The organism is Paenibacillus sp. P32E, assembly GCF_001909085.1.
Classification (GTDB): Bacteria; Bacillota; Bacilli; order Paenibacillales; family Paenibacillaceae; genus Paenibacillus_AQ; species Paenibacillus_AQ helianthi.
This window is the reverse complement of record NZ_LVYY01000002.1, coordinates 187,447-205,009: the sequence shown is the minus strand read 5'-3', so window position 1 is coordinate 205,009 and position 17,563 is coordinate 187,447. Positions and strand designations below refer to the sequence as shown.

Here is a 17,563-nt window from a genome sequence, read left to right as displayed (position 1 = left end):
TTGAATGAGAGGATTAAAGCAGACAATCACGGTTCTACTGGCGTTACTCCTTGCCTTCGGTTCTCCCGTCTCGGCACTGGCCGGTGAAATCGGCAAGAAGGACACAACGGTTCTGAGCAACAGCCTCGTGAAAGTAACCGTTAATAATGATACGGGCCGATTTGCCATCCGCACGGTGGAAGGGCAGCCGATCCGCAAGAAAGACCAGAATATTAACATGATGTTCAGGGGCGATGATCCAGAGACTTCGTTTACGACCTTCCGCATTGACGGAACTGATTATATTTTCGGTAACCCTTACAAGTTCGGCGCAGATTTTTTTTCCGAGATTACAATGCCCCAGATTGTCCAGAATACCGACGGAACCAAGCAGATTGAGACGATATGGACGATTAAGGGTATCCAGATCAAGCAGATTATCAAGCTGTATATGAACACTTCCGATGTGATGAATGCCGGCAATGTGAATGTCAGCTATCTGGTTGTGAATAACACGAAATCCACGGTCGAGGTGGGCTCGCGTATTCTGCTGGACACCATGGTCGGCAGCAATGATGGTCCGGCCTTTCAAGTAGGTAAGGTCTACAAGACCCCTTTGCAAGTAGAGCGGAGGCTGGTGGATGCGGATAAGCTTCCTCCCGGCATCGGCGACGATGAGAAGGCGCTCTATACGCTGCCTGCCTATTGGGTTATGAAGGATAAGTATGACAGCACGGACCCGCTGGCGACCCATGCTGTGGCCTATGGCTTCAATAATTTTTCGGAGAACGACATCAATATTGTCGATGAAATGGTTGTGGGCCACTGGAGCAAAATGGCTAATACGAAGTGGGATTATGAGGTTAATCCGAACCTCGACTTCACGGCGGACACCAATGATTACGGGACAGCGGATTCGGCTGTTGCCTTGTACTGGAACCCTGACGCTATTGCTGCAGGTGCCGTACACAGCTATGAAACGGTATACGGGCTGGGAGAAATTGTGCAGCCGGACAAGGCGTTCTCCATCCGCTATATCGATCCGGTGAACCAGCTGGCGACACTGGAGGATGGCAGCGGATATGAGAACGAGGGCGTCTTTGATATCACTGCCGAGGTGGAAAATCTGGAGGCGTATGCCACGGAGCAATCCAGTATTAGCGTTAGTCTTCAGTTGGACAACGCACTTAAATTCGTTGATTTGGATACAGACGGGAAGATCAAACGGGATGCGAACGGAAAAATCATGACAAGGTCGGGCAACTCGCAGACTGCGATATTCCGCAAGGATGCCACACCGGAGGAGGCGGAGCAGGGGATCCAGCCGAAATTCAAGCCAGGTGAAACTGTAACAGCTTCCTTCAAGGTCATAGCTACCGGTAAAGCTTGGCCGACAACGCCGGAATATTTGCTGAACGTCAGCAGTCCGGAGACTGAGGCCAAGCTGGAAAACATCAAGGATGAGACGGTTAAGGCCCAGTATAAGTCGAGCAAGGCCAATTTTGTATTGTTGCCTCCTGTCGGCACGGCTACCTCGACCTATGTATACGCGATGTCTCCAGAGGAAGTGTACACCTCGGATGTGAAGTACATTACCCTCAATCTGTCCAACATCGAGGCGTACAATACCGGAAGCGCGACGACAGTCCCCAATTTCGACCTCTATTTCAGAGAAGTCGCTACAGGCAACCGCTACAAGGTACCGGTAAAAGAAGCGGTTATTCTGCAGCCTGCCAATGACGGTCAGGTGGGCGATATGCGGATTACCTACCGCACCGGTGATCTGGTTGATAAAGCTGGCAACATCCAAAAGGATGAAGACGGCCGGGAGCGTAAGGATCTGGGGCCAAATCTGCCTCTGGGAGAATATCAGGTGGAGATTGACTACAAGGATTCGGGGGATACCGGCGGTCTGTATGATCTGACCACCTCTCAACGGTTTGTGGTCAGCGACAACGAAGAGGCCCGGATCAAGAAGGCAAGCATTCTGGCAGTAGTCAAGAGAAGCTTCGACTTTACAACTCCTTATAACAGCAGCAACAAGAGCGAGCTGGAGGAGGCCTACGAAGAGGCGTTCCCGGGGTACACCTTCCCCGGCCAGGCTGGATATGCGGGAATGAAGACAGCCTATACTACCGCCATGAATGCGATGGTTCTCAGTGCCAAAGTAACGGACCCTGAATTCGGCGGAGAGTATCTCATGCAGGCAGAGGAGGTTCCCGCCTATCATCTGCAAGCTTTTGAGAGTGAAGAGGAACTCGAGGAATACAAGGAGAGCCTGGCTGAAGAGGATAGCGGCACTGGCAGCGACGAGGAGGAAGAGCCAGGCGATGAGGTGCTGCTGGAGATTCGCGGGATGATTAACCAGATTGGCAGCGGCACTGACGCCGAGTATGTGGTGGACACCAAGAGTGAGCCGGCGATCATAAACAACGCTGTGGCCTATACCGGAAAGGACATGGTGTTCGCCAGTGGCAAGCTCGATGTGCTTAGCATTAAAAAGGCGATTAATACAGACGATACGCCATTATTCGATACGTTAAGTGTAAAAGGTGAAGGTACTCTGAGCGTGGCGGGCAGCGGTTTTGTTTTCTTTGACGGCGAATGGACACTTGATTTCTTCAACGGCTTCAGCAAATCACTGACGAAGCAGGAAGAGGAAGAAGACGGCGATGACGGTGAAGAAGAGCCGGATGAGCAGAAGGAGCAAAAGAAGAAAGATCAGGGAGGCGGTGCGGAGGACAGCTCACTCAACGGAGCGCTAACCTGGGCTGCCGGTGCTGTGGGTGAGCGCCTCAATCCACTGCGTCAGCTGATGATTCCGGATGTCTATTTCAACCAGCGTAGCCTATTCGCGGCACCAAGCTTCTCGGTTAACGGCTTCGGATTGAAGTTTAACGATTATATTCTCCGTCCGGGTGGCATCTCGTTCGGAGGTAACGTCAATATGAAGATTGTTGAGTCGGAGATTAACAATGTGATTTTTAATGACAAAGGTTTTGTCGGCATTGACGCCAAGCTCAAATTCGATCTGAACGAGAGTATTGGATTGATCTCCAAATCGAAGGAGGGCGACGAGGAGGACGGCGGCAAACCGTCGGGCGAAATCTCAATTGTCCATTATGTGCAGGAAGTAGAGGACGTGTCCAATACCTATGGCCTGAAGTTCGATGCAACCGTGAGCAGCGTGGGTGTAGGAGTGGAGCTTGCCTTCAAGCAGGTTGCGGACAAGCGGATTTTGCCGGATGCCATCGGCTTTAAAGCGGAGCTCGGAGATCCGGGCGTGCTGATTACCGGCGCTACCTATCTGACTGGCATCCGCGGCGCGATCCGCGAACTGGCAGATACGATTGCCGGAGAGGGCGATGTGCCGCTGACACTGGAGGCCGGTGCAGACATCACCTTCGGTGTCCAGCCGGCAACCTTCTACGGCAGCATTGATATGACGCTGAAGAAATCGGGAATTAAGCTGGTGGGGAAAATGGACTATAGCCCGTCTCCCGAATCGGACAAGCTGACTATGCTGACTGAAGCCAAGATCGCCGCCCAATGGATGACGCCATGGTTCGTCAGCGCCTCGGCAACAGTGGATGTGCTGGGCTGGGATGTCATTATCGGCAAGGCGTCCCTATTCGTAGGCCAGAATCTGATCAAGAACCGGATTGATTTTGAAGGCTTCCTGAGCGCGAAGCTCCAGATCCCTTCTGATGTGCCGATGGTTGGCGGAATGCCGCTGGCCGGTGTATCGCTGGGGGTCAACAATGACAAGATGTGGGGTAGCTTCGCGATTTTGTTCATCAGTCTGGGTGTGACCTATTATTTCGACGGTGATATTGAATTTGGCACCTCAGGTGAGAAGCTTCCGGATGGATTGCTGTATCTGCAGGTTCAGGATCCGGAAACCGGGCCTAAGCTGGTCGTGTTCGGCCAAGGTGCGGAAGCGGTGGCCACGTCATGGGTCACGAAGGAAGACGTGCAGCATGAAATTGAGTATCACAGTATCGCGGACGGTGTGAGCCTCATGGACAATGGCTCGCTGGATGTGGGCATCGGAGGCATCAAGGTTTCTGAAGATGGCAAGCTTCATGAAATCCCGATCTCGAAGGTAACCGGGAATGCGATCCTGGAAGTGCAATATTACGGCAATTCTGTGCCGCAGCTTGAACTAATGGACAACAACAACCGTGAGTACAAGCTTGTGTACGATGAGCGCCGAGTCAATGATCCGAGCGCCAATGCCTTCACCCAGGTCATTGCCGGGCAGAACGAAACGATCCGCAAAGCGTATATTGCCATTCCGGCAAGCCGGGCCGGCAGCGGCACCTGGAAGCTGCGTGCGGATCAGACGGTGGATACGCGGTTGTTCAACATTCCTGAGGTGTCCAAGCTGGATGAGGTCAGATTGGACCAGGACAGCGGGAACGCGAACGCCTTCACAGCCTCCTGGAAGGTATCCAATGCCAAGTCTGACGATACAGTCAGCCTATATTTAACCAAAGATCCGGTACTGCCGGCTGCTTCCGCTGACGGAGCGGTTCAAGCACCCGGAGATGCAGGCGTACTGATCGCCAAGGATCTGAAAGTAGACCAGGGCGGCAGCGTATCCGGCAGTCTCACTTCCGGCAGCGTCTTGATCGATGCTACCCAGGTATCCCTGCTTGGAGCAACGGAGGACATCCGGGGCCTGATGGCCCAGGGTGACTATTATCTGCGGGCGGAGCTGAAATCGTCCACGAGCTTCGGGACGAAGACGAGCGCAAACAAGTTCACGCTGGTTGACCCTCTGGCTCCGGCGGAGGTAAGCGACGTAGCGGTCAAGCCTGCGGGCAACGGATATTTTGAGCTGTCCTTCAAACCAGAGGAGAAAAAATCGGCCCAGACCAGCTATGAGCATAGCTACAGCATAGAAGTTCTTCAGCAGGCGAACGGAAAGCTTCAGGAGTACGAGAATTTCAGCTCACTGCAGTTCACTGAGGAGGAATTACAGCCGTACTGGAATAAACAAAGCGGCAAATATGAAGGCATCCGGCTCGGCGGCTGGACACCAGCCTCTACGTCGAGCCAGGTGGATCATTCCAGTCTAGAAGGCAAGGCGTTTGCTGGTGATTCGCTGAGCTACAAGGGGCTGAAGGTTGGGGAGAAATACGTCGTGGGCGTATCCTCGGCAGTGAAGCCAGACAAGGCTGCAGACAAAAATGAGAATTGGCATTTCGCCAAGCGGGTGGATACGGCTAGCACGCTCCTGCCGGTTCCGGCGAAGCCTGCCCTGTCCATTCTGAGTACAGATTCAACCCAAGTAGGAAAGGCAACCGCCGCTTATGCAGAGGTGCTGAGCAGCAGCGCTGCAAAGCAGAGTATTCGTGTTGTTTCCAATCAGCGCAATGTGGAGGTCGAGGCGATTTATGACGGCAAGTCACTGGGCCAAACAGAGCTTACGGACGGCTCGGCCGGAAGCAGCGGGACGCTGAATTTCACTACTTTTACAACAGACGGAACTTATGCGGTTGAGCTTCGCACAAGAAACAAAACAACCGGCGATTTCACAATTACAATGCTATATCTGACCGTGGACACAATAAATCCGGTTCTCTATATTGATTCTCCGCTTCCAGGGGCCAGGACTTCGGGAGGCAAGATTAAGGTATCCGGACGGACGAGTAACGATGCTGTGCTGAAAGTGAACGGTCAGCCGGTAACCGTAGGCACAAATGGTCACTTTGACGGTGAAGTCACTGCGGCTGGTACGGAGCCCACGCTGAATTTGACGTTTGAGGCTGTAGACCATGTTGGCAACACCAACAGTGCCTCGGTTGTACTGACCAATGGAGGGTATCAGCTGCCGGTTGGCCTGGTGCTGCGAACAGTAGGTACCCTTGGCGTTAAGGATGAACGGCAACTGGAAGCCTTCCTGCGGATCCCCGATGGCAAGGATGCCAGCGGCAAAGCCAAGTACAAGGAAGTGCCGGTTGCCGAGAACGACTTGGCCAAGCTGACTTATTCCTTGTACACAGGAGAAGCTGCCGAGGTCTCCGAGGACGGCAAGGTCAAGGGAGTGGCTGAAGGCGCATCAATCGTGTCTGCAGAATACAAACTGTCGGAAAACGCTTCGCTTCAAGGAATGACGGTGGTGAACGTAGTTACCGACATCAAGGCATATACCTCTGCAGTTTCCGGCAATGGGGCAGCAACGAAGATCAATGTATTGTCAGCAGGAGACCTGAACGACGCTAAGCTGGTCTACAAGATATACCCTGCAGGCGACAGTGTTACAACAGCTCCGCGCTACAAGGATGATGTAAGCGGTTGGAAGGTTCTTCCGGCTGACGGTATTCTTCCGGCCGCCAGCGGCGACCGGATAGCAGTAGCTAAGCGTCCTGATGGCGGCAAGCAGGCGCTGGCGGTATCGGCGCTTATGCCGGCGGTGCTGTGGAGTGACAGTGGAAGCGGCACAGGCGGTGGCAACACAGGTGGCGGCAGCACAGGTGGCGGTACGGGCGGCGGTGCCGGCGGTGCGGGTGCAGGCAGTGCAGGAACCGGCAACGATTCCGGCGTTCTTGTCGGCGGCACCGCAGTTCTGGCAGAAATGCAGAATGGCCGTCTGGCGGCCAGAATCACCGGCGCCGGAGCGGTGGGCGACGCCTCTTCCAAGATCTTGCTGATCGAAGGCAAGAATGCGGTCGTGAGCGGATATGAATTCGCCATTGACCGTAAGGTGCTGTCACAGACAGCGGGTCTGAGCCAAAGGATTCATATTGTACTGCCTTATGCGGAGCTGACCTTCCCTGCCGGTGCAGCAGCAGCAACAGGAGAGGATCTGAAAATCAGCATCGACAAGAACAGCAGTAGCCGGAAGGCAGAGCTCGCACAAATGGCCAAGACACTTGGCGCTACACTGCTGGGCGATGGAGATGGAGTTACTTTTGATGTACAGGAAGCAGGCATTTACAAGAACCGTTCAGTCACGGCGAAGGTGGCTGTGCCAGATACAATTGCCGCAAGAGATATTACTGCGGTTGTGCTGAAGGACAGCAGAGGCAGCTGGACTACGGTGCCATGGTCGCTGGATGTTGTCAGCAACAAGGCATATGTCGATCTGAATTTGACAGGCAACGGAACCCTTGGATTTATCAGCAAGAAACCGGCATTCACCGATGTGAATGATACCCATTGGGCGAAGACGACGATTCTGGAGGCGGCGGCCAAGCTGTATATGCAAGGCCGTTCCGATAAGCAGTTCGAGCCGAACAGCCGCATTACACGGGCCGAGTACCCCGCAGTGCTGCTCCGGGTTCTGGGGCTGATGAATCAGCAGGAGCAGGTGTCCTTCTCTGATGTGAAGACGGACAGCTGGTACAGCCGCACATTGTCCATTGCCGTCAAGAACGGATTAGCCACCGGCTACAAGGACGGCACATTCCGTCCGAATGAGGAAATTTCCCGTTTGTCAGCGATGGTAATGGCCGGACGGGCGGTGAAGCTGCTGGGAGTGGACAAACAGGTCACGAAAGCGGAAGCCGATACCATCCTGGCGAAGTTCAAGGATGCTGAAGCAATTCCGGATTGGGCGAGGGATGCGGTTGTCCTGTGTGTCATGCAGAAGCTGATCTCGGGGCAGGATGGATACCTTCTCCCTGAGGGTGTACTCACCCGTGCCCAGGCTGCAGCTATTGCGATCCGCCTTGGTGATCTTGAAACAGTGGGCACTCCGTAAGTAGCGAGGAAGAGGAAATTCATTTCATAAGGTGGAAGGTGACCTATGCTATTCTCAAATAAATGGATCAAGCTGTTATGCTGCGCTTTGCTGCTGGTTCCGCTGCAGCCCGGCGCTAAACCGGCGAACGCCAGCGGCGGAAGCTGGGGGGATCATGCGGATACCAGCTGGTATTCAAGCGACTATTCTACCTATATTATTGATTCGGCGGCCAAGCTTGCGGGTGTCGCTAAGCTTGTGAACGACGGCATTACTGATTTCGGCAGCACAACGCTTCAAATTGCCGCCACGGGTCCGCTGTCGCTGGCAGAATATAACTGGATGCCGATTGGCAATGCGGAGCATCCGTTTCGCGGAACTCTCGTGGGTCAGGCCGGGCTTAGCCCGGAGCTGACCGGTATGACGGTTACTGACAGCGTATATGGGGGGCTGATCGGCCGCATGAGCGGGGCCACGGTTGGCCGGTTCTCCCTATCCGGCAGTATTGACACTATTGTATCCGGTGACGCATCTGTGGGCGGGATTGCCGGATACATGGATGAAGACAGCACCATCCTGGATGTGAACAGTGATGTATCCGTTCAGGTTAGAGGAACGGTGACAGGCAATGTGTATGCCGGCGGGATCGTTGGCAGCGGATCAGGGCTGCTGTCGGCAGTGGCAAACCATGGCCGCATTTCGCTTATCGGCGCAAATTGGGGGATGGCTGGAGGTATTGCAGGCTCCACTAATAGTGTTCTGACACTGAAGAAGAGTGACAATACCGGACCGGTGAGCGTATCTGGCAGTGTCTACATGGCAGACGCAGGCGGCATTATCGGTCTGGTGTCCGCCCCGTTGTTCATGGCAGAGGAAGATACTTTCATGAAGAACAGCGGCCAGATCACGCTCGCAGATGTCGGGAGCGGGTCTGCAGGCGGGATTATGGGCAGGGTGACAGCGGATAGCAGCGTCACCATTTCGCTTCAGACCTCGAATACTGGGGAGATTCGAGTGGATTCCGGAGCTGCGGCTGGGGCTGGCGGTACTGGTATCGCTGCGGGTGGACTGGTCGGTGCGTATGAGAACACCGGAGGGCTGAACGTTTCTATCCCATTCGTGCAGACCGCACCGGCCATAGTCAACAAGGCGGGCGGACGAGCTTATACCGGCAGTATTGTCGGCCGCGTAGCCGGTGACTTCACCTGGGGACAGAGCGTTGTCAACAACTCGTCTCTGGCTGCCGGAGGTTCGTCCGAGGTCTACACTGGCGGGATCGCCGGCAAGGTAGAGGGAACAGCCTCCTTCGTGGCATCGGCTTGGAATCAGGCCACAATCCAGGTGGCGGCTTCCGGTACTGGAGTATATACCGGTGGATTAGTAGGCTTCGCAGGCGACCAGCTGCTATTTCACAGCACTGGAGCTGAAGCATATGGTAACAGCGGCAGCATTGCTGTAACCGGAACGGCATCGGATGTGAATACCGGGGGGATTATCTCCAACCGGAACTATGGCAAGGCTGCTGCCAATGTATTGAGTAAAGGGGATATTGAGGTTACGGGGGGAGAAAGACTCTACAGCGGCGGATACGTAGGGAAGATGACCAATGGGGAATCCGGAATAACCAACGAATCCTACAACGGCCATATTTCCGTGTCCTCTATAGCATCCGGTACTGATAATCAGGTGTATACCGGCGGAATTGTAGGATACTACGGGCTGGGCGGCGTCATCACTGATCCTGTCTTCACTGGAAGGATTAAGGTTGCCGGGGGAGCAGGCGTTCATACAGGCGGTGTTGCCGGCTATATGACGGGAGGCGGCACCATTGCCGGTGCGGTCATCGGCGGAACGGCCGGGTCACCGGCCGTGATTCATTCCAGCGGTAACGCCGGGGGTGTTGCCGGCTACGCAAACGGTGTGATACGTTCTTCCACCGTCAAAAATACTGAGATTACTGCTTCAAGGTCCGGCGGTTCAGCAGGTGGTATCGCTGGTACAGCCAGCGGTCAAATTGCGGACGTGGCGGTAGGCGAAGCGGATGCCGACGGCAGCTACACTGTGAAGATTACCACCGCCGCCGCCGATTCGGCAGCGGGCGGCGTAGCAGGACGGGATGCCGGGACACTGGTGCTTGGAACAGCCAGAGTTAACCGTATCACTCTGTCCGCAGAAGAATTGGCGGCTCGCTCCTCCCTTGGGGGGCTGGCAGGTAAACTTTCGCTAGGAACCACGGTAAGTGTGGCCGGAAAGACTTTTAATGTGCGGAGTATAAAGATGAGCTCCGCAGCGGCCGGCAGTGCCTTAGGCGGAGTTATTGGTGACAACAGCCTGGATCTTAATGCGGACATCTTGCAGAACGTATCCGATATTTCGATTGATGCCCAGGGTGATCATTCAGATCTGGGTGGCATTGCTGGCAGAAACAGCGGCCAGCTGACTAAGCTGACTGTAATGGATGTAAGCATCAAGTCGGCTGGGGCTGCCAGTCAGCTCGGGGGGATTGCAGGATGGTCCACGGGTGTGATCATCAGCCCGGTCGTTATTCCCGGGGACGGGGAGCTGCAGCTCGCCATAGAAGGTTCGGATAGCACAGTCGGCGGTGTAGCCGGAAGCCTCAGCGGAGGAGCTGCGGTCAGCGGCAACGGGGCAGACCGCAATGTGACCGGACTAAGCATCACCGCTGCAGCATCTGCCAGTAAAGCGCGGATCGGTGGTATCGCAGGTGATAGCAAGTCCTCTGCAATCAGGAATATGATTGTGGAGAGTCCGGTATTGAATGCGGCAGGTGCGGACAGCATGATCGGGGGGCTGGTCGGAAGGATTACCGGTGCAGACATAGAGCAGTCGGTGGTCCGGGGGATTCTTCCCGATTATGCCATACTGAATGTGTCCGGCAGTGGCGTCCAGGCGGGCGGTGTGGCCGGACGGGCCGAAGATGCAGTGCTCACAGGAGGCGGAGCATCGGCTCCAGCCGCCGAGACTCTGCTGCTGACCGGGACGGAATCAGCGGCCGGTCTGTATGCCGGAGGTATCGTAGGCTATAACACAGACAGCGCCATCAAGCAGGTGTCTGGTTCCACGATCAAGCTTTCATTGAAAGGAACAGGGACCATCGCCGGCGGCATTACCGGCTATAACCGGGGCGTGGCCGGCTATGGTCTGCCCGCTGCTTCCAGAGTGATGGAGGACAATGTGATGAACGCTATGACCCTTGTCCTGTCCGCTTCGGCGGCTTCCTCGACTGCAGGAGGTCTGATCGGACTGAATGATGCCAGAAGTGACGAGGATTCAGGGAAGCCAGCCTCTTCATCCATAAGCTCCATTCAGCGCAGTAAAATGACCGGAAGCCTTACGGTCCATGGACCTTCTTCGGTTACCGGCGGCCTGGTTGGCGAGAACCGGAGCGTTGTTGCCAAGAACAGCATCAGCAACCTCCTTCCTGTTGTATCTGACGGGGGCAACGGAGTGGTTGGTGGTCTAGTTGGCAGAAACACGGGTACGATCTATTTCATGTCCTCCAATGCAGTTCTGTCCGCAGGAGGTAAGTCTACTGTTATCGGGGGGCTGGCGGGAGTCAACACGGGCCGGGTCGGGTCGTCCTATAACGAGACGGATCTGAAGAGCAGCCTGTCCGGCACGGCAGACAACTACGCTCTACTGGGCGGTTTGATTGGCAGGAACAGCGGTAGTATTGATAAAAGCTTCACTATGTCCAAAGTGACGGCGAGCGGTGCCTATACGTATGTTGGCGGACTAATCGGTGATCATTCCGGTTCCGTGATCAATTCGTACACAGGCAAGGATGTCTCTGCCAGCGGCAAAGGCTCATACAGCGGCGGCCTGATCGGACGGATGACAGAGGGCACGGTAGCCAGCAGCTACTCCGCCGGGAGGATCACCGGAGACAAAGGTGCGTATGCCGGAGGCTTTGCGGGATATTACGCCAGTACTAACAAGAAGCTCATTGACGATACGTATTACGTTAAGGATGAGAGCCTATCCATCAACAGCGGAGTCCTGGACTTTGGCGGGGGAGCTTATAATGAATTGAACAATTATGCCCGTCTGAGTCCTGTTCTGTCCTCCACACTGGCCGATAGTAAAGTATTTGCGGCCTTATCCGGCTGGACCTTCGGCAGTTCACCCTGGCGGTATGGCTCAGCCGGTGCGAAGTATACATACCCGGAGCTGAACCTGAGCGCTGATGATAGTGATGCAGGCAGCAATCCGCCTAACCTGAATTTGGACTGGTATACACAAAATCCGCAAGCGCTGCGCTTTACCATCAAAACAGAGGATGAGCTGGCAGGACTGGCAGCAATTGTAAACGGTATAGCGGCAGAGGTCGAACCGTTCAATTTCATCGGAAGAACGGTCGATGTGGCGGGGCCGATCAGTATCAGAGCTTCGAGCTGGACTCCTATTGGGAAGGATAACAGCCATTCTTTTGAAGGCACGTTTAACGGCAATCATCACTTAATCGGAGATTTCAGAGTAATTGAAGGGGAATATGCAGGTTTATTCGGAGTGATCGGAAGCAGTGCGGTTGTCCGCCAAGTTTCTGTAGCACCTCTTTCCTTAACCGGCAGCAGCTACGCCGGAGCCCTGGCGGGATTGAACCTGGGTAAGGTTGAGCAGGTGGAGGGAAGCTTGTCAGGTGGAGCCAAAGTGGCCGGAGGGACAGCAGCCGGAGGTCTGATTGGCCAGAATAATGGCGAGGTCACCGCCTTGGCGATGACTCTCGGTGAAGGAAGCAAGGTGTCCAGTACGGACGACGGGGCTTCCGTGGGCGGCCTAATCGGCAACAGCCGCTCGGGCCTCAACCAAGGCAGCCTGAGCTCGAGAGCCGGAAGAATTGAAGCGACAGGCCGTAATGCCGCAGCAGGCGGTGCGGCTGGAAGAGTGGACGGCGAACTTACCTCCATCTCCGTTACCTTGCAGGATGGAGGGGCAATTGTCGCGGAAAGTCAGGATAGTGTAGCTGGTGGTGTGGCTGGTGTGGCAGAATCCGGAACATCCGACGGCCTGACTGTCAGTTTGACTGGCGGAGGCGTACAGGCCCTTGCCCCGGGTTCCATGGCCGGTGGGATATTTGGCCATTCGGCAGCAGGCCAGGTGATCCGCCATGCCAAGGTACAGGGAGATCACTCTCCCGGGGCTGCTGTCTCAGCCAGTGTGGCAGCCGGCGGCATTGCCGGCGATAAAGCAGGTGCTGGCAGCAATACGTTTGATATTGAGTCGGTTCAGGTTCGGGACATAACGGTTGTTTCTGCGGGAGAAGGCGGAATTGTGGGCGGGATCGCCGGCAAGCTTGCGGATGCCGCATTGAAGGATAATGTATTCAGCGGAGTCCTCCGGGCAACGGGCAACAGTGCTACAGCCGGCGGGATCGTCGGGCAGGCCAAGGACTCCATTCTGTACAAGCTGGAATCTTCACCGCAGATTACAGTGAACGCGTCCTCAGGTGTAGTTGCAGCCGGCGGCATTGCCGGAATTCTGGAATCCTCGAAGAGAGACACTCCGCTGGACTTTGGGCTGCTGGTCTCGTTATATCCGGGGGTATATGAAGCGGAGCTTCCTGCGGGTTTGATCTCTATTCACACGTCCGGTCAGGCAGCAGAGCTGTATGCCGGCGGTATTGCCGGGAAGCTGGACTCCGTCTCCCTGTACAATTCCTCCTCCTCGGTCTCCCTAGACCTGAGCGGAGGGAAGACAGCGACAGCCGGCGGCGCGGTCGGCTATGCCAAAGACACCCGGATGGCTGGAATTGATAGCACAAGTCCGCTTCAGGCTGGCAGCAGCACGAATTACAATGTGGGCGGTCTGGCGGGGAAGGTGTCCGGAGGCAGCATCGCCTACTCCAAGGCTCAAGCAGCCGATAACATGCCGATTGTTGTTGGAGATAGCATCGCGGCAGGCAGAACAGAAGCCTATGCACATATCGGCGGGTTCGTGGGCCAGGCGGACGGTGCAGATATCCTTTCCTCCTCGGCTACCCAAGGAATCTTGATGAAGAGCACCTATCCGTATTCCACCGTCTATGCGGGCGGATTCGCCGGTCTCTTGGGAGAAGACAAGAGCGGCGTCATTTCCGTAGCATCTGCTACGGGTGAGATTACGGTTCGCGGGGCGGCCGGGGTCTATGCAGGTGGCTTTGCCGGTACTGTCAATCAGTACCGTATTGAGCAGGCCTACGCCTCAGGGAATGTATCGAGCACAGCCTTTGATGCCAGAGGCGGCGGGTTCGCCGGAGTTATTAACCACGGAAGTACCATTGAAGATGCCTATGCGGCTCAGGTACAGGTCAGCGTTGCCGGAAGCAACGGGGCAACCCGTTCGTATGCAGGTGGCTTTGCCGGTTACAATGATGGCAGCCTTTCACGGGTTTATGAGGGCGTATCTGAGGTTTCAGCCGTGGCGGGCGGCTCTAATTCCTATATGGGTGCTTTTATCGGCTATAACTTCCGGAATGGTCTGATCGAGGACTCTTATTATGAGGGAAGTCTGGCTCCGATCAAACATGATACAAGCAGCGGTGTGCAGAGTGGGAATCTGCAGTTGTTGTCCTTGGACGGTTACAGCCAGCCGGAGGGCTGGAATTTCTCGGGAATTAACCCGGTATGGGGCTTTTCCGATGCTAAGCAGTCTTATGCGCCTATACTTGTAGGGCTATCCAGCTGGCGGTTCTCACCTGATCTGAATGTGATTACGGGTGCAAGCAAGAATCAGACTTCATATTCGGCAGGCACCGCCGAAGAACTGGCGGCACTTTCGCTTTTGTATGATGATGGCGCTTCTGTCTATGCTTTGTTTGATCCGGCAGCCGCTGCACCGCTCTCAATCAAGAGTATCACACTGACTGGAGATATTTCCCTGTCCGGCAAGCTGTGGCTCCCGGTGGCGGACTTTAGAGGTGTGCTGGACGGCAAACTTCATACCATTTCAGGCTTGAATAATCATTCAGGTGATTTTAACCACTATAGCTTGATTGCCGATAATTTCGGCGTCATTGCTAATGTGAAGCTGCAGGATGCGGTTGTAAGCGTAGGACCTTACACCGGTGTGGTTGCCGCAGTAAATCATCCGGACGGGATGATCAAGAATGTGACTGTAAGTGGCGGCAGGGTGTCGGGCACGTCAGCTGGAGGAGTTACCGGTGACAATCAGGGGATGCTAAGCGGCATTATTACTGAGAATCTCACGGTTGCGGGCGAAGAGTATGCTGGCGGGGCAGCAGGGCTTAATACTGGACAATTGGAAGGTATCTCTGTAAAAGGCCTGACCATCAGCTCTCCAGCCGTGGCGGGCGGCATCACCGGTCTCAATGAGGGAAGCATAGAGGCCTCGTATTCTAGAGCCACTATCAAGGCTTTCGGCCAAAACGGAAGCAGTACGGCCGGCGGGATTGCCGGACAGAACGGAGATGTCGGCCGGATTCATGGGAGCTTCTCGTTCTCTGACATCGTTGTGAGTGCCAAGGACTCAAGCGCAGGAGGCATCGCCGGAGCAAGCAGAGGGACGATTGCCGACAGCTACAATACTGGAACGGTGGAATCAAAAGGTCAGGCCACTGCCCGCGCGGGCGGCATCGCCGGGGAGGCAGCAGCGGGAATGATCTCCACCGCTGTGAATGGAGGGCAGATCGCTTCCAGCATCAACGGCAAACTGGTCAAGGGCGGAACGTTTGCCGGTGGCATTGCCGGACAGGCTGCAAAGACAGTAGTTCTCAGCCACAACTTCTATGATGCACAGATGCTCCAGTATCCGGTAGCTTATTACACCGCAGAGGGAAGTAAGACCAGCGGTGTTGTGGGGCAAGCGGAAGGAATAAGCACCGTACGGCTGACTGGCGGTATGCAGCCTGACGGATTGGAACCTTCCATCTGGAAGACGGTCCAGGGCTTCTATCCACAGTTGGCGTCGTTCTCGGGTGGAGTGGACAGCGATTTGTCCACTGTGGCGGTTGTATTAAAGGAAGGAGATACTGCATATAAGGTAAGGGGGAAATATACGACCACTCCTGACGCAACGATCCACTGGACGGCTCAGGATGAATCCGGCTCGGGTCCGATTTATCTGACCGCATCTAAGAGTGGGATCAGCAGGCTGATCGTTGTTAACAAAACGCCGCTGGCCTACGGCGAAACAGCTGTTGCACCAACAAGCTCCACGGCTCTTCAGTTCAAGGACAAGACCGAGGTGATCCTGACAACGGCTGAGGCGGAAGGCCGGGTTCATTATACAATGGATGGTTCAGCACCTTCCGAATTTTCACCGGTGTATGCGAAGCCCATCCCGTTAAGTGCTTCTGCCGTAGTCAAGGCAATAACGGTAGTAGAAGGCAAGAATGACAGTGCACTGCTCATTGCAGAATTCAAGAAGATTACGGACGTGGACAATGGCAGTGGCAACGGTGACGGCGGTGGGGGCAACTCCGGGAATGGCGGCGGCAGTTCCGGCGGTGGCACTGGTGGTGCAAGCTCCGGAAGCGGGAGCAGCAGCACGTTGCCGGTGGACAGCGGCAACGGGTTCGACATCCTGGTGAACGGCAAGGCCGCGTCAGTGGCTGAGGCCAAGAGCACAACCGCAAACGGTAGAACCACAACCACTATTACTGTCGATGAGGCGGCTCTGATCAAATTGCTGCAGGGTGCAGCCGGTCCGGCCGACGTATCCATTATCTTCAGCGGGAAGACCGATGTGAACCGGGCGGAGCTGAGCGTAAAGCTGGTCAAGCTGATGGCGGAGCACCAGGCGGTGATCCGGCTGGATACCGGGACGGTTGCCTTCCGTATTCCCACCGCGCTTCTAGCTGTTTCGGCAGCGGATCAGGAGGTAGTGAGTCTTGAGTTTTCAGCGCCCGATGAGCAGGTGACCAAGCGGTTGGAGCAAGCCGCAGCAGCCGGTTCATATACCTTCCTTGCAAAGCCGATTAATTTCCGGGCTATGTATGGAAGAGGAGATCAGATGAAGGAGATAGGAATGTTCGACGCTTTTGTGGAGCGGACGATGGCTTTGCCTAAGACAGCGGCTGCCTCGAACGCCATTGGAGTGAGCATCGCGTCAGACGGAAGCGTCAGTCCGCAGCCTATCCGGATTACAGAAGGTGACCAGAGTCTGACCGCTGTGATCAAAAGCTTATCTGCAAGTGGTCTGTATGCTGTGATTTCTGCTAAGGCCGAGACTTCTTTCCGTGATGTTCAGTCACATTGGGCACGGGAAGCTATTACTAACCTGACCCGCCGGTTGATTGTGGGAGGTACAGGGAGCGGAAGCTTTGAACCGGAGCGCAGTATAACCCGGGCAGAATTTTCGGCCATCCTCGTGAAAGCACTGGGTCTCGGCGGGTATGCGGCTGCAGACAGCAGTACATTCAGTGATGTGAACGCGGGAGCCTGGTATGCTTCTTATGTAAAGACTGCTGCTGAGTATGGTCTCGTATCCGGTTATCCGGACGGCAGCTTTGGGGCACAGGAACCCATCAGCCGCCAGCAGATGATGACGGTCCTCTCCAGAGCCATGAAGCTCACGGGCTTGCAGACAGAGGTCAGTCAGGCACGCAAGGAAGAGCTGCTGAAGCCCTTTGCCGATGCCGGCAGTGTTGCTGGTTATGCCAAGAGCGGTTTTGCCGCAGGTATCGTAGCAGGACTGGTATCTGGAAGAAGCAGCACAAAGCTGGCTCCCTCCGATCTGACTACCAGAGCTGAAGCAGTAACTGTTATAGAGAAGCTGCTTAAGTTGGCTGGACTCATCTAATGAACGGTAATACGCATGCGGCAGAGGTTTGCTCAGAATAAAAGCCTGGTTATACCAATGAAGACCAGTGAGTCTTACGTTAATGGAGGCTCACTGTCTTTTACAGCTTTGGATTACAGGAAATCTTTAGCAAAG

At 55.2% G+C, this 17,563-nt stretch carries 2 protein-coding genes; both read left to right on the top strand.

Features of this window, described 5'->3' with window-relative positions:
- The first annotated feature begins 4 nt into the window (after window positions 1–4).
- Window positions 5–7,690: an S-layer homology domain-containing protein gene (locus tag A3848_RS03010; RefSeq protein ID WP_074083475.1), complete on the top strand. Its 7,686-nt coding sequence runs from the start codon at window positions 5–7 to the stop codon at window positions 7,688–7,690.
- Between the two features lie 45 nt (window positions 7,691–7,735).
- Window positions 7,736–17,428, top strand: coding sequence for an S-layer homology domain-containing protein (locus A3848_RS03005; RefSeq protein WP_074083474.1), 9,693 nt, complete (start codon window positions 7,736–7,738; stop codon window positions 17,426–17,428).
- Window positions 17,429–17,563: the final 135 nt, after the last annotated feature.

Coding starts and splice junctions, on each gene's coding strand:
- A3848_RS03010 (WP_074083475.1), top strand. CDS start 5: ATGAGAGGATTAAAGCAGACAATCACGGTTCTACTGGCGTTACTCCTT.
- A3848_RS03005 (WP_074083474.1), top strand. CDS start 7,736: ATGCTATTCTCAAATAAATGGATCAAGCTGTTATGCTGCGCTTTGCTG.